Origin of the sequence: Nocardioides sp. Soil777 (assembly GCF_001428425.1) — a bacterium.
GTDB lineage: Bacteria > Actinomycetota > Actinomycetes > Propionibacteriales > Nocardioidaceae > Nocardioides > Nocardioides terrigena.
Window position 1 is genome coordinate 33,859 of the sequence record NZ_LMSN01000007.1, and the last position, 23,915, is coordinate 57,773.

22 protein-coding genes are annotated in these 23,915 nt (G+C 73.3%); 7 read left to right on the plus strand and 15 right to left on the minus strand.

The window, feature by feature from the left end:
* Window positions 1–26: 26 nt before the first annotated feature.
* Window positions 27–1,115, plus strand: coding sequence for an SLC13 family permease (locus tag ASG88_RS06365; protein WP_056886600.1), 1,089 nt, complete (start codon window positions 27–29; stop codon window positions 1,113–1,115).
* Between the two features lie 84 nt (window positions 1,116–1,199).
* Here ASG88_RS06365 and ASG88_RS06370 read toward each other — a convergent pair whose 3' ends face one another.
* Genes ASG88_RS06370 through ASG88_RS06380 form a run of 3 tightly spaced genes read right to left on the minus strand, consistent with a single transcriptional unit; the run spans window position 1,200 to window position 3,816 of the window.
* Window positions 1,200–1,511 carry a hypothetical protein gene (locus ASG88_RS06370; RefSeq protein ID WP_157559591.1) on the minus strand — a complete coding sequence of 104 codons (312 nt, stop codon included), beginning with the start codon at window positions 1,509–1,511 and terminating at the stop codon, window positions 1,200–1,202.
* Window positions 1,508–2,731: a fatty acid desaturase family protein gene (locus tag ASG88_RS06375; protein WP_056886602.1), complete on the minus strand. Its 1,224-nt coding sequence runs from the start codon at window positions 2,729–2,731 to the stop codon at window positions 1,508–1,510. The genes ASG88_RS06370 and ASG88_RS06375 overlap by 4 nt, the downstream gene beginning before the upstream one ends.
* Before the next feature lie 11 nt (window positions 2,732–2,742).
* The gene (locus ASG88_RS06380) at window positions 2,743–3,816 is read right to left on the minus strand and encodes a ferredoxin reductase (protein ID WP_056886603.1); all 1,074 of its coding nucleotides are present in this window, start codon (window positions 3,814–3,816) and stop codon (window positions 2,743–2,745) included.
* Window positions 3,817–3,892: 76 nt separating this feature from the next.
* Here ASG88_RS06380 and msrB point away from each other — a divergent pair, with 76 nt between their 5' ends.
* Complete coding sequence (gene msrB, locus ASG88_RS06385) at window positions 3,893–4,297, plus strand: peptide-methionine (R)-S-oxide reductase MsrB (protein ID WP_056886624.1); 405 nt, start codon at window positions 3,893–3,895, stop codon at window positions 4,295–4,297.
* A gap of 18 nt (window positions 4,298–4,315) precedes the next feature.
* On the opposite strand, the gene ASG88_RS06390 is transcribed toward msrB, so the two are convergent.
* Window positions 4,316–5,137 (minus strand): patatin-like phospholipase family protein, encoded by an 822-nt coding sequence (locus tag ASG88_RS06390; protein ID WP_056886604.1) that lies wholly within the window; start codon window positions 5,135–5,137, stop codon window positions 4,316–4,318.
* A 428-nt stretch (window positions 5,138–5,565) separates the two neighbouring features.
* Here ASG88_RS06390 and ASG88_RS06395 point away from each other — a divergent pair, with 428 nt between their 5' ends.
* Entirely contained in the window at window positions 5,566–5,976 is a 411-nt protein-coding gene (locus ASG88_RS06395) for a GNAT family N-acetyltransferase (RefSeq protein WP_082600013.1), read from the plus strand.
* A 3-nt stretch (window positions 5,977–5,979) separates the two neighbouring features.
* On the opposite strand, the gene ASG88_RS06400 is transcribed toward ASG88_RS06395, so the two are convergent.
* The 3 genes from ASG88_RS06400 to hemG are packed head-to-tail and all read right to left on the minus strand — an operon-like array spanning window position 5,980 to window position 8,972.
* Entirely contained in the window at window positions 5,980–6,894 is a 915-nt protein-coding gene (locus tag ASG88_RS06400; protein ID WP_056886606.1) for a hypothetical protein, read from the minus strand.
* 37 nt (window positions 6,895–6,931) lie between these two features.
* Window positions 6,932–7,633 (minus strand): hydrogen peroxide-dependent heme synthase, encoded by a 702-nt coding sequence (gene hemQ / locus ASG88_RS06405; RefSeq protein ID WP_056886607.1) that lies wholly within the window; start codon window positions 7,631–7,633, stop codon window positions 6,932–6,934.
* A gap of 4 nt (window positions 7,634–7,637) precedes the next feature.
* Window positions 7,638–8,972 (minus strand): protoporphyrinogen oxidase, encoded by a 1,335-nt coding sequence (hemG, locus tag ASG88_RS06410; protein ID WP_056886608.1) that lies wholly within the window; start codon window positions 8,970–8,972, stop codon window positions 7,638–7,640.
* A 96-nt stretch (window positions 8,973–9,068) separates the two neighbouring features.
* Here hemG and ASG88_RS06415 point away from each other — a divergent pair, with 96 nt between their 5' ends.
* Window positions 9,069–10,076 carry a DUF4349 domain-containing protein gene (locus tag ASG88_RS06415; protein ID WP_056886609.1) on the plus strand — a complete coding sequence of 336 codons (1,008 nt, stop codon included), beginning with the start codon at window positions 9,069–9,071 and terminating at the stop codon, window positions 10,074–10,076.
* 65 nt (window positions 10,077–10,141) lie between these two features.
* Here ASG88_RS06415 and ASG88_RS06420 read toward each other — a convergent pair whose 3' ends face one another.
* The 3 genes from ASG88_RS06420 to ASG88_RS06430 are packed head-to-tail and all read right to left on the minus strand — an operon-like array spanning window position 10,142 to window position 12,431.
* Window positions 10,142–10,759: a flavin reductase family protein gene (locus ASG88_RS06420; RefSeq protein ID WP_082600015.1), complete on the minus strand. Its 618-nt coding sequence runs from the start codon at window positions 10,757–10,759 to the stop codon at window positions 10,142–10,144.
* Window positions 10,756–11,268 carry an NADPH-dependent FMN reductase gene (locus ASG88_RS06425; RefSeq protein ID WP_200956375.1) on the minus strand — a complete coding sequence of 171 codons (513 nt, stop codon included), beginning with the start codon at window positions 11,266–11,268 and terminating at the stop codon, window positions 10,756–10,758. The genes ASG88_RS06420 and ASG88_RS06425 overlap by 4 nt, the downstream gene beginning before the upstream one ends.
* A gap of 20 nt (window positions 11,269–11,288) precedes the next feature.
* Window positions 11,289–12,431, minus strand: a complete 1,143-nt coding sequence (locus ASG88_RS06430; protein ID WP_082600017.1) for an LLM class flavin-dependent oxidoreductase — start codon at window positions 12,429–12,431, stop codon at window positions 11,289–11,291.
* A 277-nt stretch (window positions 12,432–12,708) separates the two neighbouring features.
* Between ASG88_RS06430 and ASG88_RS06435 the strand changes: the two genes are divergently transcribed.
* Window positions 12,709–13,809 (plus strand): NYN domain-containing protein, encoded by a 1,101-nt coding sequence (locus tag ASG88_RS06435; RefSeq protein WP_082600018.1) that lies wholly within the window; start codon window positions 12,709–12,711, stop codon window positions 13,807–13,809.
* Window positions 13,810–13,821: 12 nt separating this feature from the next.
* On the opposite strand, the gene hemE is transcribed toward ASG88_RS06435, so the two are convergent.
* Window positions 13,822–14,859: a uroporphyrinogen decarboxylase gene (gene hemE / locus ASG88_RS06440; protein ID WP_056886611.1), complete on the minus strand. Its 1,038-nt coding sequence runs from the start codon at window positions 14,857–14,859 to the stop codon at window positions 13,822–13,824.
* A 64-nt stretch (window positions 14,860–14,923) separates the two neighbouring features.
* Here hemE and ASG88_RS06445 point away from each other — a divergent pair, with 64 nt between their 5' ends.
* Window positions 14,924–15,541, plus strand: a complete 618-nt coding sequence (locus tag ASG88_RS06445; protein WP_056886612.1) for a DUF3000 domain-containing protein — start codon at window positions 14,924–14,926, stop codon at window positions 15,539–15,541.
* 2 nt (window positions 15,542–15,543) lie between these two features.
* The gene (locus ASG88_RS06450) at window positions 15,544–16,941 is read left to right on the plus strand and encodes an HRDC domain-containing protein (RefSeq protein ID WP_082600021.1); all 1,398 of its coding nucleotides are present in this window, start codon (window positions 15,544–15,546) and stop codon (window positions 16,939–16,941) included.
* 289 nt (window positions 16,942–17,230) lie between these two features.
* Here the strand turns inward: ASG88_RS06450 and ASG88_RS06455 are convergent, their stop codons facing one another.
* The 4 genes from ASG88_RS06455 to hrpA form a co-directional block, all read right to left on the minus strand.
* Window positions 17,231–18,610 (minus strand): ABC transporter substrate-binding protein, encoded by a 1,380-nt coding sequence (locus tag ASG88_RS06455; RefSeq protein ID WP_056886613.1) that lies wholly within the window; start codon window positions 18,608–18,610, stop codon window positions 17,231–17,233.
* A 115-nt stretch (window positions 18,611–18,725) separates the two neighbouring features.
* A complete protein-coding gene (locus tag ASG88_RS06460; protein ID WP_200956376.1) occupies window positions 18,726–19,208 on the minus strand; it encodes a type II toxin-antitoxin system PemK/MazF family toxin in 483 nt (160 codons plus the stop codon).
* Between the two features lie 148 nt (window positions 19,209–19,356).
* Window positions 19,357–19,956, minus strand: coding sequence for a hypothetical protein (locus ASG88_RS06465; RefSeq protein WP_056886626.1), 600 nt, complete (start codon window positions 19,954–19,956; stop codon window positions 19,357–19,359).
* A 36-nt stretch (window positions 19,957–19,992) separates the two neighbouring features.
* On the minus strand, window positions 19,993–23,874 hold the full coding sequence (hrpA, locus tag ASG88_RS06470; RefSeq protein ID WP_200956377.1) for an ATP-dependent RNA helicase HrpA: 3,882 nt from the start codon (window positions 23,872–23,874) through the stop codon (window positions 19,993–19,995).
* Window positions 23,875–23,915 lie beyond the last annotated feature (41 nt).

Here is a 23,915-nt window from a genome sequence, read left to right on the forward strand (position 1 = left end):
TGGGATGCGTGCGTAGCCTGCTCCGCGTGGCCGACCTGGTGGCGCGGATCGGACCGATCCTCCTGTTCCTCGTGTTCGCGACCGTGCTCGCCGAGCTGTGCGCCGGTCTCGGCCTCTTCGACCTCGTCGCCGACGCCGTCGTGCACGCCGCACACGGATCGGTACGCCGCGTCTGGGCGGGGCTCGTCGCGGTCGCCGTCGCGAGCACCGCGCTGCTCTCCCTCGACACCACCGCCGTGCTGCTGACCCCGGTGGTGCTGGCCGTCGCGGTGCGGCTGCGGATCAACCCGGTCCTCTTCGCGATGACCACGGTGCTGCTCGCCAACACCGCCTCGCTCTTCCTGCCGGTCTCCAACCTCACCAACCTGCTGGCGCTGAGCCACCTCGACCTGAGCGTCGCGGAGTACGCCGCGCTGATGGCGCTGCCGGGCCTGGTCGCCGTGCTCGTCACGGTCGCCGTCCTCGCGGTGCTGCACCGCCGGACCCTCACGCTCCCCCGCCGGGAGTACGACGAGCCGGCGCCGCTCGAGGGGCCCCGGGCGCCCGTGGTCGTCGCCGCCCTCGCCTGCGCTGCACTCGGCCCGGCCCTGACGATCACCGGCCGGGTGACCGTGGTGTCCGGGCTCGCCTGCGGGGCGGTCGTGCTGGCCTGCCTGGTGTGGCGACGCGACCTGCTCCACCTCCGGCTGGTGCCGTGGCTGCTGGTCCTGGCCGTCGGGCTGCTGTTCTTCCTGGTCCAGCTGGCCCACGAGCACGGGCTGGGTGAGCTGGCGGGGCGGCTGACCGGCACCGGGGAGGGTCCCCTGGCCCTCCTCCGGCTGGCCTGGGTGGCCGCCGGTGCGGCCAACGTGCTCGACAACCTGCCGGCCTACCTCGCGCTCGAGCCCGTCACCGTGGGCAGCCCGGAGCGCCTCGGGGCCCTGCTGGTCGGTGTCGGGGTCGGGCCGCTGGTCACCCCGTGGGCCAGCCTCGCCACCCTGCTCTGGGCCCAGCGCTGCCACGCGGCGGGGCTGGCGATCCACTGGGGTCGCTTCGCCCTCACCGGGGTCCTGGTCGCCGTCCCGGCGGTCACGCTGGCGACCCTGACGCTCAGTGCGGTGACCTCAGCGCGGTGACCTCCGGGTGCTGAGCCCCGCCCGCAGCACCGGAGCCGGGAGTGACCGGAGCCGGCGCCCGGGACCGGGGATCACAGCCGGGGATCAGAACCGGGAGTTCGGCTCGAACCGCGGTGACCGGTCCGGGTCGTCGCGGTCGGGCCGGACGAACTCGAAGCCCGCGGTCGTCACGACCACCTCGTCGCCCGACCGCACCGACTCCGCGCACGCGACGTGCATCGGCGGCCGGTGGAACTGGTTGCGGCCGTCCTCGCGCGGCGTACCGACGAACGCGACCGGTCGCGTGAGCCCGCCCTCGCACAGTCCGCAGATCCGCGACAGCGCGCACTGCGTCACCCACGCGCGGGTCGGCTCCCGCAGCCGGGTCGAGCCGTCGCGCAGGTCCTCGCGCATCACGCCGTGCCCCGCACGGAGGAGCCCCGGGAGGACCAGCCGCCGGTCTGCGAGCTGCGGCTGGGGCGCTCGGCGTCGGAGGGACGGCCCCGCCCGACCTCCCGGTGCTCCTCGACCGAGTGCTGGTCGGAGGAGGTGAAGCGGTTGGGCAGCGACAGCTTGAGGATGGTGCGCAGCGCCTGGCCGTACTGCCGGTGCAGCGGCCCGGTCGTGTAGGGGAGGTCGTACTTGGCGGCGAGCTCGCGCACCCGCACCGACATCTCGGCGTACCGGTTGGACGGCAGGTCCGGGAAGAGGTGATGCTCGATCTGGTAGCCGAGCTGGCCGCTCATCACGTGCAGCAGCCGGCCGCCCTCGAAGTTGGCCGAGCCGAGCATCTGGCGCAGGTACCACTCCGCGCGCGTCTCGTCCTCGAGCTCCTCCTCGGTGAAGTGCAGCGCCCCGTCGGGGAAGTGCCCGCAGAAGATGATCATGTAGGACCACAGGTTGCGCGCCAGGTTGGCGCTCGCGTTGGCGGTGATCGTCGGGACGACGTTGGCGGGCCCGGTCGCGGCGGTGAGCAGCGGGAAGAACACGTAGTCCTTGCCGATCTGGCGGCTGATCTTGCGCTTGATCTGGCGCAGCTGCTTGGCCAGCACCTTCGGGTCCTTCTCGCGCTTGCGGATCGCCTCGAGGTCGAGGTCGTGCAGCGCGACGCCCCACTGGAACAGCATCGCCAGCAGCGCGTTGTAGACCGGCTGGCCGAGGTTGGCGGGGTGCCACTTCTGCTCGCGTGCCATCCGCAGGATGCCGTAGCCGACGTCGTTGTCGTGCCCGAGCACGTTGGTGAACTGGTGGTGGATGTAGTTGTGGCTGTGCTTCCACTGCTCGGCCGGCTGCGCGGTGTCCCACTCCCACGTCGAGGAGTGGATCTCCGGGTCGTTCATCCAGTCCCACTGGCCGTGCATGACGTTGTGGCCGATCTCCATGTTCTCCAGGATCTTGGCCACGCCGAGCATGGCCGCACCCGCGACCCACGCCGGCTTCCAGCGCGACGCGAAGAGCGTGACCCGGCCGGCCACGGCGAGGCTGCGCTGGATGGTGATGATGCGGTTGATGTACGCCGCGTCGGCGGCGCCGCGGGACTCCTCGACCTCGGCGCGCAGCGCGTCGAGCTCGCGTCCGAGCTGGTCGATCTCCTCGTCGGTGAGGTGGGTGTACTCCTGGACGTCGCTGATGGCCATGGTCTTCCTTCCTAGATCGCGAGGGTGCAGTCGCCGACCGGGACGGTCACGCAGGTCTGCACCCGGTCGTTGCTGTCGTCGTGCTCATCACCCGTGCGCAGGTCGCGCACGGTGCCGCTGACGAGCGTGAGCGTGCAGGTGTGGCAGATGCCGACCCGGCAGCCGTAGGGCATGCCGACCCCGGCCTGCTCCCCGGCCTCGAGGACGGTGGTCGCGCCGTCGACCTCGATCTCCTTGCCCGAGTTCTGGAAGTGCAGCGTCCCGCCCTCCCCGCCGTCCCCGTCGCGCTGGACGGTGAAGCGCTCGAGGTGCAGGCACGCCTCCAGGCCGGCGCGCTCCCAGTGCCCCTCGACGGCGTCGAGCATCGGCGCCGGGCCGCAGGCCCACGTCTCGCGCTCGCGCCAGTCCGGGACGATCGTGTCGAGGTCGGCCAGGTCGAGCATGCCGTCGTCGTCGGTGTGCAGCCGGTGCAGGGTGAGGCCCTCGTGCCGGTCGGCGAGCTCACGGATCTCGTCGCGGAAGATCATCCGCTCCGCGGTGGTCGAGGAGTAGTGCACGACCACGTCGGGCATCGTGCCGCGGCGGTCGAGGGTGCGCAGCATGGACATCACCGGGGTGATCCCGGAGCCGCCGACGAGCATGAGCATCCGGGCCGGGGGCGGGTCGGGCAGCACGAACTCCCCCGCCGGCAGCGCGAGCCGCACGATCGTGCCCGGCTCGAGGCCGCCGACCAGGTGCTGGGAGAGGAACCCCTCGGGCATCGCCCGCACGGTGATTGCGATGGTGCGACCGTCGCGCTTCGGGGGCGAGCTCACGGAGTAGGAGCGCCAGTGGAACTTCCCGCCGACCTGGACGCCGATCCCGACGTACTGGCCGGGCTTGTGGTCGTAGCGCCACCCCCAGCCGGGACGGATGACGACGGTGGCGGCGTCCTCGGTCTCGGGGACGACGCGCTCGATGCGGCCCCGCAGCTCGCGTGCGGTCCACAGCGGGTTGACCAGCGAGAGATAGTCGTCGGGGTGCAGCGGGGTCGTCAGCCGGGCGCCCGCGGTGCGGGCCCAGGACAGTCGGTCGATCACGGCCATGGTCGTTGAGTGAACACTCGTTCACTCGATTCGTCAAGGTCCGCCACCCGACCAGGTGAGCAGTAGCGTGGGCGCCATGGCCTACGACGTGGAGAAGACCGACGAGGAGTGGCGCGCCCAGCTGTCCCCCGAGGAGTACGCCGTGCTCCGCCAGGCCGGGACCGAGCGCGCCTTCGTCGGCGAGTACACCGACACCGAGACGGAGGGCACCTACTCCTGCAAGGCGTGCGGCTCCGAGCTGTTCACCAGCACGACCAAGTTCCACTCCGGTTGTGGCTGGCCCAGCTTCTACCAGCCGATCACGGACACCATCGAGTACATCGAGGACGTCTCGCACGGGATGAAGCGCGTCGAGGTGCGCTGCGCGACCTGCGGCTCGCACCTCGGGCACGTGTTCCCCGACGGCTACGGCACGCCGACGGGTGATCGCTACTGCATCAACTCGATCAGCATCGACCTCAAGCCCGCCTCGACCGACTGAGCCCTCGCGGGACCGCTGCTAGGCCGCCGGGTCGGCGTCGTCCTGCCCGCTCGCCAGCGCCTGCCCGACACGCAGGCCCTGCTCGAGAGCCAGCGGGTAGACGTCGTGGGCCCGCTCGTCGTCGAACAGCGCGAGCGGGCGGTGCCCCGCGATCCGCGCCATGGCACGGTCCGGAGTGACCAGCGTGATCGTGCTCTCGGGGTGCCGCTCACGCCACCGTCGCAGCTCGCGCCCCAGCAGGAGCCCCGCGGTCTGCCCCACCGGGCCCAGCACCGGCCCGGCCAGGGGCGCCACCACGATGACGTGGTCGGCCTCCGCGGCCGCGTCGACCGAGGTCGCCGACCACATCCCCCCGTCGACGTACAACCGACCGTCGATGCGATGGGGCGGGAGCAGCCCGGGCACGGCGGACGAGGCCGCGACCAGGTCGGCCAGCGGGTAGCGGCCGCCGTCCAGGATGTGTCGACGTCGGGTCCGGACACAGACGGCCGACACGGCGACCAGGGGGTGACGCTGCTCCCCGAACAGCTCCCGTGCCAGGTCCGACAAGACGCCGGCCCGCCGGGTGGGGACCCGCGGCGAGCTGACGGCAGCGAAGTCGTCGTAGGTCAGGCCCAGGGCCAGCGCCGCCGCGGTCCAGGACCCGGCGGAGGTGCCCAGCGAGGGCGCCTCGGCCACGGGCACGCCCGCCGCGGCCAGGCCGGCCGCGACCCCCGCCGTGTACGCGATGCCGAAGACGCCGCCCCCGCCGTACACCATGGCCAGCGGGTGTCGGGCGGCCACCAGCGCCGGGAGACCGTCGAGCTCGACGGCCCCGCTCCGACTGTGTTGGCGTGCCATGCGTCCGCTCCAGGCTGGGGTTCCACCGCCATCATCCGGTGGGCGGAGGGCCGGCCAGTAGTGCTCTTGGACCCGCGGCGACGGGACCTGTACCCCGCGGAGCGGGTCCGGGCGGCCGGGGGCCGGCCGGGGTCGGGACCTTCGGCCCTGAGCGCGCGCGGACCGGGGCGGCACGCTGGAGGCATGCACAGTGACGACAGGACCGCCGGGGCGGAGGAGCCGCTCGACGGCGCCTGCACGGCACCGCTCGGCAGCCGACCGCGGAGCGCGTCCTGATCACCGAGGTCCGGCTCGACGACGGCACTCCCGCGCAGATCTGGGCCCTGCTACCGGGTGATCGCGAGCTGCTCCGCGAGTCCTACGAGCACCTCTCCCCCCTGAGCCGGCGACGCCGCTTCCTCGCGGCCGTCCCGCACCTGACCGACGCCATGCTGGAACACCTGGTCGACGAGGTGGACGGGATCGACCACGTCGCGCTCGTCCTGGTCGTGATCGGCGAGGACCACGTCGGGGTGCCGGTCGGCCTGGCCCGGATGATCCGCTACGAGCGCTCGCCGACCGAGGCCGACGTGGCGGTGACGGTGGTCGACGAGTGGCAGGGCCGCGGCGTCGCCACGGCACTGCTCGCCGAGCTGGCGCGGGAGCGGCCGCGAGGTGTCACCCGTGTCGTCACGACGGTGGCGGCCGACAACCGGGCGTCGCTGGCCATGCTGGCCCGGATGGGGACGATGACGTCGACCTCGAGCGAGGACAACCGGGTCGACGTCCGGGTCGACCTTCCCCCGAGCCCCGACACGGACCCGGGCCGGGACTCGGCTGCGACCTCGTGGCCGGGGTGAGGCTCAGCCCTCGACCGGCTGGAGCGCGGAGGTGATCTCCACGCGCCCCTCGCCGTACTCCTCGTCGGCCCATGCCTGGAGCGACCCGTCGTCGTGGAGCACCTCGGCCCGGACGACGTCGGCCGCGCCCGAGGTGGTGAGCACGCCGGGGAGCGCCTGGAGCTCCATCGAGATCTCGTTGAGCTCGGCCTCGGTGTAGCGGGCCGCGCTCACGCACAGCGCCCCACCCCAGGTCTCGCGCAGGGTCGCCTCGGCACCCTCGATGTCCTCGGTGACGGCGACGTTGATGATCACCTTCGTGGGGTCGTTGGTGGCGCTGGGGTCCTGCGACTGGTCCATCCAGGTGCCGGCGAAGCCGGGCAGCCGGGCGGCCTCCGTGAAGGTCGCGTCCATCGCCTCGGGGGTGGCCTTCGCCGCGTCCACGACGGCCCAGCCGCCGGCGGGGGTCTCGCACGGCGTACCGGGCAGCGGCTCGGGCTCCTCGTTGAGCGCGTCGTACAACGCGGCCGGGATGGCGTCGGTGACCGTGAAGGTCGTGCCGTCGAAGGTGCCGGTGAGGGCGAAGTCCCCCCACTTCACCCCGGACTCGTCCTCGTGCTCGGGGTGGTCGGCCCACGTCCAGCCGGCCATCGGCACGCCCGAGCACTGCGGGGGGAAGGACTCGGCCACCGCGTGGCACAGCTCGGGTCCCTCGCCGTCGTCGAGCACGGTGACCAGCCCGCCGGTCGACACCTCGCCCTCGGCGGCTGGCAGTGCGGTCGGCATCGCGCCGCCCGAGGACGCGGCCGTGCCAGTGTCGGACTGCCCGGACGGGTCGACCGCGCGCATCTGCTCCTCGGTGGAGCAGGCGCCGAGGACGAGCAGGACGGCGGTGGCGGTCACGGCAGCGCCGAGGGTCTTGATGGCGGGGGTCTTCATGGCGGTACGACGAGGCGCGGTCACGGTGGGTTCCCGGTCAGGGCAGGCGGGTGAGCATCTCGGCCGGCGAGAGCCGCGAGCCGGTGTAGAACGGCACCTCCTCGCGCACGTGGCGGCGCGCGTCGGAGGCCCGCAGGTGGCGCATCAGGTCGACGATCCGGTGCAGCTCGTCGGCCTCGAAGGCCAGCAGCCACTCGTAGTCGCCGAGCGCGAACGAGGCCACGGTGTTGGCCCGCACGTCGACGTAGTCACGCGCCATCTGGCCGTGCTCGGCGAGCATCCGGCGCCGCTCGGCGTCGTCGAGGAGGTACCACTCGTAGGAGCGGACGAAGGGGTAGACGCAGATGTGCTTGCGGGCCTCCTCGTCGGCGAGGAAGGCCGGGATGTGGGACTTGTTGAACTCCGCCGGGCGGTGGAGGGCCATCTGCGACCACACGGGCTCGAGGCGGCGGCCGAACGCCGTACGACGGAACGCGTTGTAGGCGACCTGGAGCTGCTCGGAGTCGGCGGCGTGCCACCAGACCATGACGTCGGCGTCGGCGCGCAGGCCGGAGACGTCGTAGAGGCCGCGGACCACCACGTCGTCCTCGGCCAGCACCTCGATGAAGGCCTCGAGGTCGGCCGCCTCGGCCTCCCGGTCGGCGTCCCCGATCACGTCGCGGAGCTTGAAGACCGACCACATCGTGTAGCGGATGGTGTCGTTGAGCTCACGGGTCCGGGCTGCGTTGCTGTTGGCCATGGGTTCATTCTGCCCGGGCGAGCTCAACGGCCGCCCGGTGGGCGGACCCGATGACGGCGGGGATCCCGACCCCGTCGTACGCCGCCCCGCAGACCACGATCCCGGGTGGCAGCGCGGCGCGAACCCGGGCCACGAGGTCGACGTGCCCGACGGCGTACTGGGGCAGTCCCCCGCCCCACCGCTGCACGTGCGTCCCCACCGGCCGGCCGGTGATCCCGGCGAGCGCCGCGAGCTCGGCCAGCGACGTCTGCACCAGCGCCTCGTCCGGCGCCCGGAGGGTGGCCTCCTCGCCGTGCCGGCCCAGCGACGTGCGCAGCAGGGCCAGCCCGTCGCCGGCCTCGCGGACCCAGTCCCACTTGGCGAAGGAGAAGGTGCTCGCCTTGATCCCGCGGCCCTCCACCGGGGGCACCAGGAAGCCAGAGCGGTCGGCCAGCGCCGCGAGCTCGGCCGCCTCGAAGGCCAGCGTCACCACCGCCACGCTGGCCGCCTCGACCGTCGCGAGGTCCCGGGCGGCACCGGGAGCGACGCCGTCAAGGAGCCGGGCGGTCGGGGCGGCGGGGGTGGCCAGCACGACCGAGCGGGCCAGGATCGTCTCCGGCGCGGCGGCCGAGCCGACGGTGAGCCGCCAGCCGTCGGCAGCCCGGACCACCGAGCGCACGGTCGCCGACGTGCGCACCTCGAGCCCGCCGGCGAGCACCTCGGTGAGCTGGGCCATCCCGCCGGCGATGCCGGCGAAGACCGGGGCGTCCGAGGGGACGATGGTCGAGGCCTGGTCGAGCAGGGACCCGCGCCGGGCCATGGCCAGCAGCTGGGGCACCGCGGCGGCCGTGGAGATGCGCCGCGCACTGCCGGCGTACACGCCACCGAGCAGGGGCTCGACCAGCCGCTCGACCACCTCGTCACCCAGCCGCTCGGCGACCAGGTCGCCGACGGAGACGTCGTGGGTCGGGGCGGCGCCGATGCGCTCGACGCTGGCCCGGGCCAGGCCCTCCGGGGAGAGGACGCCGCTCGAGGCGAGGTCGTCGAGGTCGAACGGCACTCCCATCAGGCTGCGCGGCAGGCGGCGCAGGGCGCCGCGCGACCACACCTGCGACGCGGCCGACGTCGGGTGCACGACGTCGATCCCGAGCTCTGCGGCGAGCGCGACCCCCTCGGGGCGGCGGGCCAGCATCGCCTCGGCGCCGACGTCGACGACGACCCCGGCCACCGACGCCCGCCGGAGCTTGCCGCCGACGTCGGGCGAACCCTCCAGCACGAGCACGTCCCGGCCGGCCCGGACCAGGTCACGGGCGGCGGTCAGGCCGCCGACCCCGGCCCCCACCACCACGACGTCTCGCACCGGGTCACCCTCCCACGCGGCGAGGATCGGGCAACGATCCGGTCACGGCGTACGACGCGGGGGAACCGTCTCCGCCGGCGTCGGCGTCGGACCGCCATGACCACTCACGCGCAGCCCACCCGCCACCCCGGACGGCGCACCCGCCGGCTGCTGGGCCTGGCGGCCGCGATCTCGATGACGGCCGTGCTGGCCGCCTGCTCCTCCTCCGGCGGCGGCCAGGACGCGTCGGAGGGCTCGGCCGGCTCGTCCGACGAGTCGTCGTCCGCGTCGCGGGCCCCGGGCGAGGACGGCGGGTCCGCAGGCACGGCCGGCAGCGGTTCGGACGGCGCGGCCGCCCAGGACCGGAGCTCCGGCGCCACCACCTCGTCCACGGGCGCCGCACGGGCGCCCGTCGTCGTCGAGCGCCACGTCATCTCCCACGGCACCGTGTCGCTCACCAGCGACGACGTGCGCGAGGCCCGGCGTGACGTGCAGCGGGTCGTGGACGCCAGCGGTGGAGACGTCACCGAGGAGCAGACCGACACCGACGAGGACGGCGAGTCCGTCTACGCGCGACTGGTGGTGCGGGTGCCGGCGGGCAGCTTCGGCGACGCGATGACCGCCCTCGAGGGCGTGGCCGACCTGCGCGGCTCGGACCGGACCTCGGAGGACGTCAGCACCCAGGTCATCGACACCGACGTGCGCGTCCGCGCCCAGGAGGCGAGCCTCCAGCGCGTCGAGCAGCTCCTGGCCCGGGCGCAGGGGCTGAAGGACATCATCTGGATCGAGTCCCAGCTCACCACCCGGCAGGCCGAGCTCGACTCGCTCAAGGGCCAGCAGGCGTGGCTGGCCGACCAGACCCGCGACTCCACGATCGTCGTCGACATCAGCCGCACCCCCGACGAGGAGCCGCGGGAGGAGGAGGAGGACGCGTCGGGCTTCCTGGCCGGCTTCGGCGGGGGCATGAAGGCCCTCGGGGCGGTCGCCGTCGGGCTGGCCACCATCGCGGGCGCCCTGCTGCCCTTCGTCGCGGTGCTGGCCCTGCTGGGGGTCCCGGTGTGGCTGGTCGTACGCCGCTCGGTACGCCGCCGCCGTCCGCCGGTGACGCCTCCGGCGGCCGCGTGACCCGGACGTCACGAGAGCCGGCCGCGGTGGCGACCGGCTCCCATGACATCCCCCGGAAGTCTGGATCAGGCGGCGTCGACGTCCTTGCCCGCCGCACCGTCAGCGCCAGCGTCGTCGTCGGCCTCGCGCGCGGCCCGTTGCACGGCGGCACCGTTGATGCGGCCGTCGAGCTGCGCGGGGTCGAGGTCGTCGCGGTGCAGCTTGGCGAAGCCGGACCGGTGGAACACCAGCGGGTGCTCGCCGTCCCCGGCGCCGACCGCGTGCAGGGCGAGCAGCACGATGACGTGGTCGCCGGCCTCGATCTCCTCGCGCACCGTGCAGTCGTAGGTCGCGACGGCCTCGTCGAGGAGCACGGCGCCGCCCTCGGTCACCGCGAACGGCAGCCCGTCGAAGCGCTGCTCCCGGGGGCCGGCGAGCTGGCGGCAGATGTCGTCGTGGTGGTCGGCGAGCACGCTGATGCCGAGGTGCCCCGCCTCGCGTAGGAGCGGCCACGTCGAGCTGGTCGTGGCGATGGAGAACGACACCAGCGGGGGGTCGATGCTGACCGAGGTGAAGGACGACGCGGCGATGCCGGTGAGCTGGCCCTTGACCGACGCGGCCACCGCGACGACCCCGGACGGGAACGCCCCGAAGGCGTCGCGCAGGGTGCGCTGGTCGAGCGGAGTGAGGTTGTGGGCGGTCATGCGGACACCACCTGGAGGTCGGTTGCGGTCTGGCGGCCGAGCAGCGCGCCGGCGGTAGCCAGCCAGGTGTCGTACACCGCGGGGTCGTCGTGCTGCGCGTCGAGGACGAAGAGCCCCCGGGTGGGCACCGACGCCCCCAGCTCGACTAGCAGCGGGCGCAGCCCGTGCTCGGGGGCCAGCGCATGGACCGGAGAGGCGCCGAGCATGAGCGGCACGGCCGTCACCCCCGCCAGCCCCTCGTGCGGGAAGCGGTCGAGGAAGGCCTTGAGCAGGCCGGTGTAGGTCGCCTTGTACGTCGGGCTGGCGACGACGAGCAGGTCGCTCGCCGCCACTTCCTCGACCAGTCCGGCCACCCGGGACGACGACGGGTCGAAGAGCTCCCCCGCCACGTCGGCCAGGTCGACGACGAGGTCCGCACCGCCCAGCCGGTCGGCGAGGAGGACGGCGGCCGCGTGGGTGCGCGAGAGGGGCTTGGGGTTGCCGACGACGACCGCGATCCGGGTGTTCACGGCGCAGTGCGTGAGCGCGCTCACGAGGCGGCCCGCTGACCGCCGAAGGGCACCGAGGCGGTGCCCGCGACGGGCGCCGGGTTGGTCCACACCCCGCGACGCTCCAGCACCGGCAGGACCCCTTCGCCGAAGTGGTAGGCCCCCTCGAGGTGCGGGTAGGCCGAGAGGACGAACTCCTCGATGCCCAGCGCGGCGTACTCCTCGATCCTGTCGGCGACCTCCTCGTGGCTGCCGACGAGCGCGGTGCCCGCGCCACCACGCACGAGCCCGACCCCGGCCCAGACGTTGGGGTGGATCTCGAGGCCCTCCTTGGAGCCGTTGTTGAGGGCCAGCATGTTCTGCTGACCGACCGACTCGGAGCGCTTCAGGCCCTCCTGGACCTTGCGGATGGCCTCCTCGTCGATGCCCGCGAGCAGGCGGTCTGCCTCGGCCCACGCCTCCTCGGAGGTGTCGCGGGTGATCGTGTGCATGCGGATCCCGAAGCGGATCTCGCGGCCCTGCCGCTCGGCGAGCCCGCGGATCCAGGCGATCTTGTCCGCCACGGCCGCCGGCGGCTCGCCCCAGGTGAGGTAGACGTCGGCGTGCCTGGCCGCGACGCGACCGGCCGCCGCCGAGGAGCCGCCGAAGTAGATGTCCGGGACCGGGTCGGGCAGGTGCTGGAGCTGCGCACCCTCCACGCGGAGGTGTCGGCCCGCGAAGGTCACCTGCTCCCCCGTCCAGAGCCGGCGCACGATCTCGAGGAACTCGTCGCACCGCTGGTAGCGCTCGTCCTTGTCCAGGAAGTCGCCGTAGGCGCGCTGCTCGTGGGACTCACCGCCGGTGACGACGTTGAGGAGCAGGCGTCCCCCGGAGAGGTTCTGGAACGTTGCCGCCATCTGCGCCGCCAGGGTCGGCGAGGTCATGCCGGGCCGGAAGGCGACGAGGAACTTGAGCCGCTCCGACAGCGGGGCCAGCATCGCGGTCGAGAGCCAGGCGTCCTCGCACCAGGCGCCGGTCGGGGTGAGCGCGGCCTCGAAGCCGAGCTGCTCCGCACTCCGGGCGACCTGGCCCAGGTAGGGCACGCTCGCGGGCCGGCCGGCCGCGCCGTGGGCGACCCCGTGACCGCCGCTGACGACGTGGCGGCCGTCGCCGCCGTTGGTGGGCAGGAACCAGTGGAACTTCATGAGCAGGGTGGTCCGATCTGTCGGCGAGCGGAAGGACGTGAATGGAACTCATTGTCTATCAATCAGATTAATATACTATGGTTCAACCACCCCCCAACCGGGCCGTCGGCGTGTGAACCGCCGGCGGACCTCCGCGGGGGACGTCGGCTCGCGACCCGTCGACGTCTCCCGCGGGCACCACGGGCGCGGGCCGGGAGGCGACCACCCGGCCCGCGCCTCGCGGCGTACGGGAGGGCTGGCGACCTCGGTCCCGGCGGGTCGTCAGTAGGGTGCGTGGGTGGACAACGACCTCAGCACCAACGTCCGGATCGCCGTGCTCATCGACGCCGACAACACCTCGCCCAAGTACGCCGAGGCGTTGCTGGAGGAGCTCGCCAAGTACGGCACCCCGACGATCAAGCGCGCGTACGGCGACTTCTCGTCGCAGCGCCTCAGCGGCTGGACGCGCGAGCTCAACGCCCGCGCCATCCGCGCGATCCACCAGACCGCCTTCACGACCGGCAAGAACTCCACCGACTCCGCGCTCATCATCGACGCGATGGACCTGCTCTACGCCGGCAACGTCGAGGCCTTCGCGCTCGTGAGCAGCGACTCCGACTTCACCGGCCTGGCACTGCGTCTTCGCGAGTCCGGCAAGGTCGTCTACGGCCTCGGCCGCCAGCGCACCCCCCAGTCCCTGCAGAACGCCTGCGACCGCTTCATCGCCCTCGAGGTGCTCGGCGAGCAGGCCTCCGAGCCCTCCGGCCGCTCCGCGCCCGCCGACGAGGCGGAGGACCCGGACGCACCCGACGTGCTCGACGACGCCGACGCCGCTCCCCGCCTCAACCTCGAGGGCGCCCTGACGCGGGCGGTCAACGCGACCGCCGACGACGAGGGCTGGAGCAGCGTCTCGGCCATCGGCAACCACCTCAGCCGCACCCAGGCGAGCTTCGACCCCCGCAACTTCGGGCACGCCAAGCTCTCGTCGCTCGTGGCCGCCCAGCCCTATCTCGAGTCGCTCACCGAGGGTCGCCAGATCCTGGTGCGGCTCAAGGGGGCACCGGCCAAGGCCGCCACCACCAAGGCAGCGGCGGACAAGACCGACAAGACGGCTCCCCCGACGACGGCGCCGCAGAAGGAGACTGCCAGGAAGGCGGCTCCCGCGAAGGCAGCAGAGGCGAAGGCGGCCCCGACCAAGGCGCCGGACGCGAAGGCCGAGACCGCGACGGCAACGAAGAAGACGACCACCAGGAAGTCGACCGCCCGCAAGGCGGCGGTCAAGAAGACCCAGCCCCCGGCAGCCCCGGAGCCGGAGGAGACCGCGTCGGTCACCGGGTCGGCGACCACCAAGCCGACCGTGACCCGGACGGTGCGCCGGACCACCGCCAAGAAGGCCTGAGCCCTCCCCCGGTCAGCGGGGGTAGGACTGCACGAACTCCGTCAGCCGCTTGAGCTGGTCGGGGTCGGTGCTGGGGATGACCCCGTGGCCCAGGTTGAAGATGTGGCCCTTGGCGGCCCGGCCGGCCTCGATGATCTCGGCAGCGCGGGCGGTCATCACGTCGGTGGGCGCGAAGACCAGCGTCGGGTCGAGGTTGCCCTGGACCACCTTGTCGCCCACGAGCGGGATGGCGTTCTCCAGGGGCGTGCGCCAGTCGACGCCCACCACGTCGGCGCCCGCCTGGCCCATCGGGCCGAGCAGGTTGGTGGTGCCCACGCCGAAGTGGATGCGGGGCACGCCGAGCTCGCCCGCCGCCGCCAGCACGCGCGCCGAGTGGGGCATGACGTGCTCGCGGTAGTCCGCCGGCGTGAGCGCACCCGCCCACGAGTCGAAGAGCTGCACGGCGCTCGCGCCCGCGTCGACCTGGATGCGGAGGTACGTCGCGGCGATGCCCGCGATCTTGGTCATCAGCGCGTCCCAGACCTCGGGGGCGCCGAACATCATCGCCTTGGTCTTCGCGTGCTCCTTGGAGGGACCACCCTCGACGAGGTACGACGCGACGGTGAAGGGCGCGCCCGCGAAGCCGATCAGCGGGGTGCCACCGAGCTCGCCCACGAGGCCGCGGACCGCCTGGGTGATGAAGGGGACGTGGTCGGTCGTGAGGTCGTCGATCGCCTCCACGTCGGCCAGGGTGCGCACCGGCTGGGCCACGACCGGCCCGACGCCGGGCTTGATGTCGAGGTCGACACCGACGGCCTTGAGCGGCAGCACGATGTCGGAGAAGAAGATGGCCGCGTCCACGCCGTACCGCCGGACGGGCTGGAGGGTGATCTCGACGACCATGTCGGGGTCCATGCAGGCGTCGAGCATCGCGGTGCCCTCGCGCAGGGCGAGGTACTCCGGCAGCGAGCGGCCGGCCTGGCGCATGTACCAGACCGGCGTGTGGCTGGGCTCCTCCCCGCGGGCGGCACGGAGGAACGGGCTGTCGGCGAGGCTGGTCACGGGGCGAATCCTCGCAGGTCAGGCGGCGTGGCGACACATCGCCGTGGGCCGGTCCTGACCTACTGTGGCTCCCATGGTGGCCCGTCAGGAGTCGCACCCGCCCACGGGTGCCGTCGGTCCCGCGGAGTTCCGCGCGGCGGCAGAGAAGATGCGTGCGGCTGCGGTCCGTCCCGAGGTGTTCTGCGAGGAGATGCCGGCCCCGCAGCGCATCGCCCCGTGGTCGACCGCGCTGTCGGCCGACGTCACGGTCGACGAGGTCGACCTCGGCACCGGCCGGATCATCCTGCTCCACGACCCCGCCGGCAACGACGCGTGGGAGGGCACCTTCCGCTGCGTGGCCTACGCCCGCGCGGAGATCGACCCCGAGCTCGTCAGCGACCCGATGCTGGCGGCCGTCGGCTGGACCTGGCTGACCGAGGCCCTCGAGGCCCACAGCGCGACCTACCTCGCCGCCTCCGGCACCGTGACGAGCGTGGCCACCGAGAGCTTCGGCGGGATGGCCGACGAGGACGGCACCGCCCAGCTGGAGGTCCGCGCGTCCTGGACGCCGGTCACCGACGAGCAGGGCGTCCCGGACATGAAGGCGCACGTCGAGGCGTGGGCCGAGCTGCTCTGCACCGCGGTCGGCCTTCCCCCCGTGCCCGAGGGCGTGACCGCCATCCCGAGCCGACGTGGGCAGCGCGGCTCCTGACGATGTCCCGACGCAAGACCACCTCCGCACCCGACACGACCCAGGTCGACGGGCAGGTCGAGGGGCACGACGGTGAGGCCGAGGCCCCCGAGGTCCCGCTGCTGCTGCTCCGCGACGGCCTCCCCGGCATCACCGACACCGAGGCCGGCCTCGCCGAGGCCTGCGAGGCCCTCGCCGCGGCGACCGGTCCGGTCGCCATCGACGCCGAGCGCGCCTCCGGCTACCGCTACTCCGCCCGCGCCTACCTCATCCAGCTGCGCCGCGAGGGCGCCGGCACCTGGCTCGTGGACCCGATCGCCTTCGAGTCGCTGGCTCCTCTCCAGGAGGCGCTGTCCGGCACCGAGTGGATCCTGCACGCCGCCACCCAGGACCTGGCCTGCCTCCGCGAGGTCGGCCTGCAGCCGGCGTCGCTCTTCGACACCGAGCTGGCCGGCCGCCTGCTCGGCTATCCGCGCGTCGGGCTCGCCACCCTCGTCGAGACCCTGCTGGGCCAGCGGATGCGCAAGGAGCACTCCGCGGCCGACTGGTCGACGCGTCCCCTCCCGGAGTCGTGGCTGGAGTACGCCGCCCTCGACGTCGAGGTCCTCCTCGAGCTGCGCGAGCTGATGGCCGCCGAGCTCGAGGAGACCGGCAAGCACGTCTGGGCCCGCCAGGAGTTCGACCACCTGCTCGGCTTCGAGCCGGCCGTGCGCCAGGAGGCGTGGCGCCGGGTCTCGGGGGTGCACAAGCTGCGCGGCCGTCGCTCGGTCGGTGCGGCCCGCGCCCTGTGGGAGGCGCGTGACGAGATCGCGTCGCGCCGCGACGTCACGCCCGGCCGGGTCATCCCCGACGGTGCGATCGTGGCCGCGGCCGCCGCCCTGCCGACCGATCGCTCCTCCCTGCTCGGCACCCAGGGCTTCCACGGCCGCGGAGCCGAGCGCTACGCCAACACGTGGGTCCGGACCCTCCAGGCCGTGCTCGAGATGCCCGAGGACGACCTCCCGACCCGGGCACCGCGCCAGGAGGGTCCCCCGCACCCGCGGCTGTGGGCCGACCGCGACCCGGTCGCCGACCGCCGCTTCAAGGCGGCTCGCGCGGCCATGCTGACCCTCTCCGAGGAGCTCGGCCTGCCGGTCGAGAACCTCCTCACCCCCGACTTCGTACGCCGCACCATGTGGTCGCCGCCCGACACCCGCGAGCCCGCCGACCTCGCCGACGCCCTGCGCCAGCAGCTGCGCGACCTCGGCGCCCGACCGTGGCAGGTCGAGCTGGTGACCGGTGCGCTCACCGGCGCCGTGCTCATCGGGGACGTCGAGCCGCCGGCCGCCACGGAGGACGAGCTGCTCGACGACGGAGCCGAACCCGGACCGGACGCGGTGCTCGAGGGCGAGCCCGAGGCCGACACCGACCAGCCCGACTGAGGGCCGCGCTCGACACCTGCGCACCTGCGCAGCTCAGGTGGCACACGCAGGACGCTTCCCTGCGCACCTGCGCAAGCAAGGGGCGCGGACGCCACTCCAGAGCTGCGCACCTGCGCAGGGAACGAGCCCGGACACCCATCCAGAGCTGCGCACCTGCGCAAGCAAGTGCTCGGACCGCCACACCAGAGCTGCGCACCTGCGCAGCTGCTGCTGAGTCGGCGGTCGGAGTCCCCGCTGAGGCGGGGATCTTGACGGTCGAGCGAGCAGGCCGAGCGGGCCCGGGCCGTCCTCACTCGGAGGGCGACTCGCTCGGCTCCTCCTCGGGGCTGAGCACGCCACGCGACGCCTCGTCGATCTCCTCGGTGGCCAGCTCGAGGTCGAGCACGCCGGGGTCGGTGACCAGGTCGTCGATCATCGGCCCGACGGCCTCGACGAGCTCCTCGCCGTTGTCCAGCAGGGGCGGGACGACCATGCCGCGTATCGCGGTGTTGAAGACCTTGGACGTCGCCGGCTGCCGGCCCGGGCCGATGAAGACCTCGGAGCCCGCGACCTCGGTGTTGGCCGGGACGATGTAACCGGTGCGGGTGACTGTCTCGATGGCCGAGTCGGAGACGGCGTACGCGAGGAAGTCGGCGGCCTCGTTGACGTGCTCGGTGTCGGCGGAGATGCACAGCCCGTCGATGTCCCCGACGGTCGCGGCCTCCTCGAGGACGGGCATCGCGATGGTGTCGAAGGACAGCTCGGAGCGCTGGCGCAGGTCGGGCACGAGGTCGCGGAAGCCGGCGATCATGCCCAGCTTGCCCTGGCGGAAGCGCTGCAGGGCCGAGCTCTCCTCGAGGTCGCTGGGGCTGGGGGTCAGGGCGGAGTCGCGCAGCACGGCCAGGGTCCGGTCGAGCGCGTCGACGGTGGCGTCGTCGGACAGGGCCAGCGACGTCGGCTCGCCCGTGTCGTCGAAGATCTTGCCGCCGCCGGAGTAGATGAAGGGGGCGAGACCCTGGAGGGTGGGCTCGATCCACACGCCGTCGGCCCGGCCGCCGCGGGTGGCGAACTGGGCGGCGGCGGCGAACTCCTCGAGGTTCCAGCGGGTGCGGACGTCCTCGGTGCCCGTCTCCACGCTCGGCACGTCGAGGCCGCGGCGCTCCATGCGCTCGAAGTCGATGAGCTCGTCGTTGTAGTAGATGACCATCGGCGAGACGGAGTACGCCATGCACTGGAGGTCGTCCTCGACCCCGAACGCGTCGACGGCGTCGCGGGAGTAGCGGTCGCCGAAGTCGACGCCGCGCTCGTCGAGGAGCAGGCTCACCGGCTGGGTGGCCTCGGCCGCGGTGAGCTGCCCCAGGTCGCGTCGCGACGCCATGAACACGTCGGGGGCGTCACCAGCCAGCACGGACTCCAGGGCTGCCTCGTGGTCGGGCCAGGTGACCAGCTCGACCTCACGCGTCGTGGAGCCGACGTTGAAGGCGTCGACCACGCGCTGGAAGGCCTCGAGCTCGTCGACGCTGCCGTAGGCACCGAACGTGAGCCGGGTGACCTCGGTCGGCGAGGCCGTGGGGGTGTCGGTGGTCGCGCTGCCCTGCGGGGGCTCGGGCGTGTCCCCGTCGCCGCTGCACGCGGCCAGGCCCACGCACAGGGTCATCGCGGTCGCTGCCGCCGCCCACCGCCGAAGCATCCCTGCAGTCCTCCTCGTCATTCCGAGCCCTGGAGCCGTCGAACGCCGCGTCGTGGGCTCAACGCCACAGCGGTCGCAACCCTAGTGGGCGGCTGGGAACAGGGCCCATCGACGACTAGCGGTGCTCGGCCGCCGCGGCGACCACCGCGGCGAACAGCTGCGGGTCGAGGGCGGCACCCTCACGGCGTACGGCGTCGCGCTCCAGCCGGATGCGGCGGTCCAGCCGGACCTCGCTCGGGCGGCCCTGCGAGTCCCAGCCGCCGGTGCCGACGTCCATCCAGTACCGACCCCACCGCGCCTCGTCGGCGGCGTCCCGGTCGTGGTCCTGGCTGCTCAGCATCAGCCCCGTCCAGCCGCCGTCGCGCTCCTCGAGCACCAGCACCGGCCGGTCCTTGCCCTGGCTCGGGTCGTCCTCGTAGGGCACCCAGGCCCAGACGACCTCGCCGGGGTCGGGCTCGCCGTCGACCTCGGGCGCGTACGCCGTCCCGGCCGACCCGGCGGGCGGCCTCTGGGTCGGGGCGGGCACCGTCCCGACCGGCCGCGCGGAACGCGATCCCGGGGTGAGGAGACGGACGAGCCGGTCACGCAACGAAGCCATGGCCCGAGGATAGGGGCGCCCCTCGCGGAGAAGATTCATGGAGTGCGCCGGACCGGGAGCGCCTCACGGCGCATGGCCGCTCGTAGCGGCTTAATTTGGGACCCGGGGCTGCCACAGCCCGACGCACTCCGTGACCGAGTGTAGGTCGTCAATCCAGCGCGTGACGCATTTCGAGATGTCCCGCCGACTCGAGCTGCTCGGAGAGCGTGAGCATCCTCACGGTCTCGTCGTGGCTGGTCCCCTGCGTGCCCGCCCGGCCGGTCGCCACGACGCGGGCGAAGGCCGCCGCCCGGAGCAGGGTGACCGCGAAGTCGCCGCCGGCGATGCCGCGCAGCGTCTCGTCCACCATCGCCTTCAGCTCCTCGGGGCCGGGCGGGTCGGCCACGCCGGCGACGACCCGGGCCACCTGCGCGCGCGAGCGGCCGGCGTCGTACTCGCGAGCCACCGCCGTCGGCGACGCGTGCACCCAGGCGCGCAAGACGTAGAGCCGCCACAGGCTGCCCGCCAGGGTGTCCGGTGGGGCGCCGGCCCAGACCTGGGCCAACGTCTCGAGGCCCTCGGTCTCGGCGAGGTGGAGGACCCGGTCGACGACCGCGGGGTCGTCGGTGTCGCGGGCACCCCGGACGAGCAGGCTGGCCGCGCGGTCGCCGGCCTCGCGCAGCAGCGCCGGGTCGGCCCCTCCCCCGAGGTCCTCGAAGAAGGCCGCGCCGGGGGTGGCCGGCTTGTGGTGGCGGGGCTGGTCGGGCACGCCCTCCACCCTAGGCGTCGGGCCGGCCGGCGCCCATCAGGCGAGGGCCTTGCGGATGCGCTGGTCGCTCACCGCGTGCCGGGTGCCGAGGTGCTGGGCCCACAGCGAGACGCGGTACTCCTCCAGCATCCAGCGCACGGCCCGCTGCGACGCGCTCGGCGGCCGCCCCTCGGGGAGCGCGGCGACCTGGTGCAGCCACGCGTCCTGCAGGTCCGCGATCTGGTCCATCAGCTGGCGGTCCCGCGCGACCTGGGTGTCGAGCCGCTCGCGTCGGTACTGCACGGCGGCGAGGTAGCGCGGGATCTCCCGCAGCTGCGCTGCTCCTGCCTCGCCGACGAAGCCCGGCGCGATGAGCCGCCCCACCTGGGCGCGCATGTCGGTGAGGGCCGGGAGGGTGGCCAGCTCGGCCCGCCCCGACAGTGCCTTGTCGGCGGCGCGCCAGGCATCGAGCACCCGGATGAGGTCGTGGACGCCGGCCTGCAGCGCGGCGTCGTGGTCACGACGCGCCTCGGCCAGCAGCGCGTCGTACGACGCCTCGTCGCGCACCACTGGCCGGGCGTCGACGAGGTCCCCGACGATCGCCGCGCGGAGGTCCTCGACGAGGTCGGCGATGGAGGGGTACGGCGAGCCGACAAGTCCCAGCTTGGCCCGCTGGTCGAGCCCGAGCCGGTCCACCGACGGTGCCGGGCCGAGGGCGAGCAGGAGCAGGCGGCGTACGCCGAGCCGGTGCCGCGCCGCGGCCTCCTCGGCCGAGCCGACGACCTGCAGGCCGACGGTCGTCCCCTCGTCGACGAGCGTGGGGTGGCCCCGCACCTCGTGGCCCGCCCGGCGCTGCACGAAGGACTCCTCGATGGTGCCGAAGGTCCACGACGTCTGGCCCGTGGCACTGACGCCGGAGTCCGCCGCCACGTCGGCGATGGCCTGGGCCAGCGAGGGACGCAGCGGCTCCTTGAGCGACTCGAGGTCCTTGCCGCGTGCGGCCTCGGCGCCGTCGTCGCCGACGACCCGGAACGTCGGCTGGAGGTGCGCCGGCACGCGGGCCCAGTCCCACGCCTCGCGGGGGACGACCACGCCGGTGGTCGAGCGGAAGTAGCGCTCGAGGGCGTCGAGGATCGGCTCCTCCCCCGGCGGCGTCGCGGCGAGGAACTCGCGCGCCCGGTTGGGCGCGGGGACGAAGTTGACCCGGAGGTGCTTGGGCAGGCTGCGGATCAGCTCGGTGACCAGCTCCTCGCGCAATCCGGGCACCAGCCAGGAGAAGTCCCCGGCGTCGACCCGGTTGAGGGTGCTCACGGGTACCTCGATGGTGAGGCCGTCCTCGGCCGAGCCCGGCTCGAAGTGGTAGCTGATCGGGAAGGTCAGCCCCTCCTCGTCGCTGTCGTGCCAGCTGGTCGGGAAGTCCGCCTGCCGGATCTCCTCGGCGGTGGCGTGCGTGAGCATCTCGGGGTCGAAGGTCAGCAGGTCGGGACGCTTCTGCCGCTCCCGCTTCCACCACTGGTCGAAGTGGGTGCCGCTGACGACGTCGGCCCCGACCCGGGCGTCGTAGAAGTCGAAGAGCGTGTGCTCGTCGACCACGATGTCGCGTCGGCGGGCGCGGTGCTCGAGCTCCTCGGCCTCCTCGAGCAGCCGCGCGTTGTCGGCGGCGAAGCGGTGCCGGGTGCGCCACTCGCCGTAGACGAGGGCGTGCCGGATGAAGAGCTCGCGGGCCAGGGCGGGGTCGACCTTGCCGTACATGACGAGGCGGTCGGCGACCAGCGGGACGCCGTACAGGGTGACCTTCTCGTGGGCCATGACGGCGGCGCGCTTGGCGGACCAGTGCGGCTCGGAGTAGCTGCGCTTGACCAGGTGGGCGCCGAGCCGCTCGGCCCACTCGGGCTTGATGGCGGCGTTCTGGCGCGCCCACAGCCGGGAGGTCTCGACGAGCTCGCCGGCCATCAGGAACTGCGGGTTGCGGCCCTTGAGGACGCTGCCGGGGAAGACCGCGAACCGGGCACCGCGCGCGCCGACGTACTCGCGCATCGGGCGACGCTCGCCCGCCCGCGGCTTGTCGCGCTCCTCGAGCGCACCGACGTGGCTGAGCAGCCCGGACAGCAGGGCCTGGTGGATGCCGTCGGCGTCCGGCGTGTCCGCCGGCTGTCCGACGTCGACCTTCATCTCCTTGCAGACCTGGCGGAGCTGGGACTCGAAGTCCTGCCACTCCCGGACGCGGAGGTAGTTGAGGTGCTCGCGCTTGCACATCCTGCGGAAGGCGCTGGAGCTCAGCTCGCGCTGCTGCTGCTTGACGTGGCGCCACAGGTTGAGCCAGGTGAGGAAGTCGGACGTCTCGTCCTTGAAGCGCGCGTGCTGCTGGTCGGCCTGCGCCTGCTGCTCGGCCGGGCGCTCACGCGGGTCCTGGAGGCTCAGCGCGGCGGCGATGACAACCACCTCGCGCACGCACCCGAGGCGCTCGGCCTCGAGGATCATCCGCCCCAGGCGCGGGTCGATCGGCAGCCGGGCCAGCCGGCGACCCAGCTGGGTGAGGCGGGGGCCGTCCTGCTGCCGCCCGCGACGGCCCCGGTCGCCCTGCGGAGACCGGGGAGGCTGCGGTCGGGCCTCGGCGCCACCCGGCTCCAGCGCCCCGAGTTCCTCGAGCAGGTCGGTGCCGGCGCGGACGTTGCGCTTGTCGGGCGGCTCGACGAACGGGAAGCGGGAGATGTCGCCGAGACCCAGCGAGGTCATCTGGAGGATGACGCTGGCGAGGTTGGTGCGCAGGATCTCGGGGTCGGTGAACTCGGGTCGTCCCTCGAAGTCCTCCTCGCTGTAGAGCCGGATCGCGATGCCCTCGGCGACGCGGCCGCAGCGACCGGAGCGCTGGTTGGCGCTGGCCTGGCTGATCGGCTCGATGGGCAGCCGTTGCACCTTGGTGCGCAGCGAGTAGCGGGAGATGCGCGCGACGCCGGTGTCCACGACGTACCGGATGCCGGGGACGGTGAGCGAGGTCTCGGCGACGTTGGTGGCCAGCACGACGCGGCGGATCGTCGAGGGGTGCGAGCTGAAGACGCGGTGCTGCTCGGCCGCGGAGAGCCGCGAGTAGAGGGGCACGACCTCGAGCCGGTCGGACTGGAGGGCCGCCAGCGCGTCGGCGGTGTCGCGGATCTCGCGCTCCCCGGGAAGGAAGACCAGCACGTCGCCCGGCCCCTCCTGCGAGAGCTCACGGACCGCGTCGAGGATGGCCTCGGTCTGGTCGCGCTGGACCGGCTCSCCCTCGTCGTCGGCCTCGGGGAGCTCGAGCAGCGGGCGGTAGCGGACCTCGACGGGGTAGGTCCGGCCGGACACCTCGACGACGGGTGCCTTGAAGTGCGCGGCGAAGCGGTCGACGTCGATGGTCGCGCTGGTGATGATCACCTTGAGGTCCGGGCGCCGCGGCAGCAGGCGCCGGAGGTAGCCCAGCAGGAAGTCGATGTTGAGCGACCGCTCGTGCGCCTCGTCGATGATGATCGTGTCGTACTTCTTGAGCTGGCGGTCGCGCTGGAGCTCGGCGAGCAGGATGCCGTCGGTCATCAGCTTGACCCGGCTGGCGCGCGACGTGCGGTCGGTGAAGCGCACCTGGTAGCCGACCAGGTCGCCCAGCTCGGTGCCCAGCTCGTCGGCGATCCGCTCGGCCACCGAGCGCGCCGCGATCCGGCGCGGCTGGGTGTGGCCGATCAGCCGGCCGTCCGCCCCGCGCCCCAGCTCCAGGCAGATCTTGGGGAGCTGGGTGGTCTTCCCCGACCCGGTCTCGCCGGCGACGATGACGACCTGGTGGTCACGGATGGCCGCAGCGATGTCCTCGCGGCGTGCGGAGACCGGGAGCTCGGCGGGGTAGGAGATCTGCACAACCCCTCCATCCTTCCGTACGACGGCAACCGGTTTCGCAGCGACCGGCTCTCTGGGCGCAGTCATCGCCGCCACACAGGTCGCGCACAGGTCCGGGGCGGACGCTC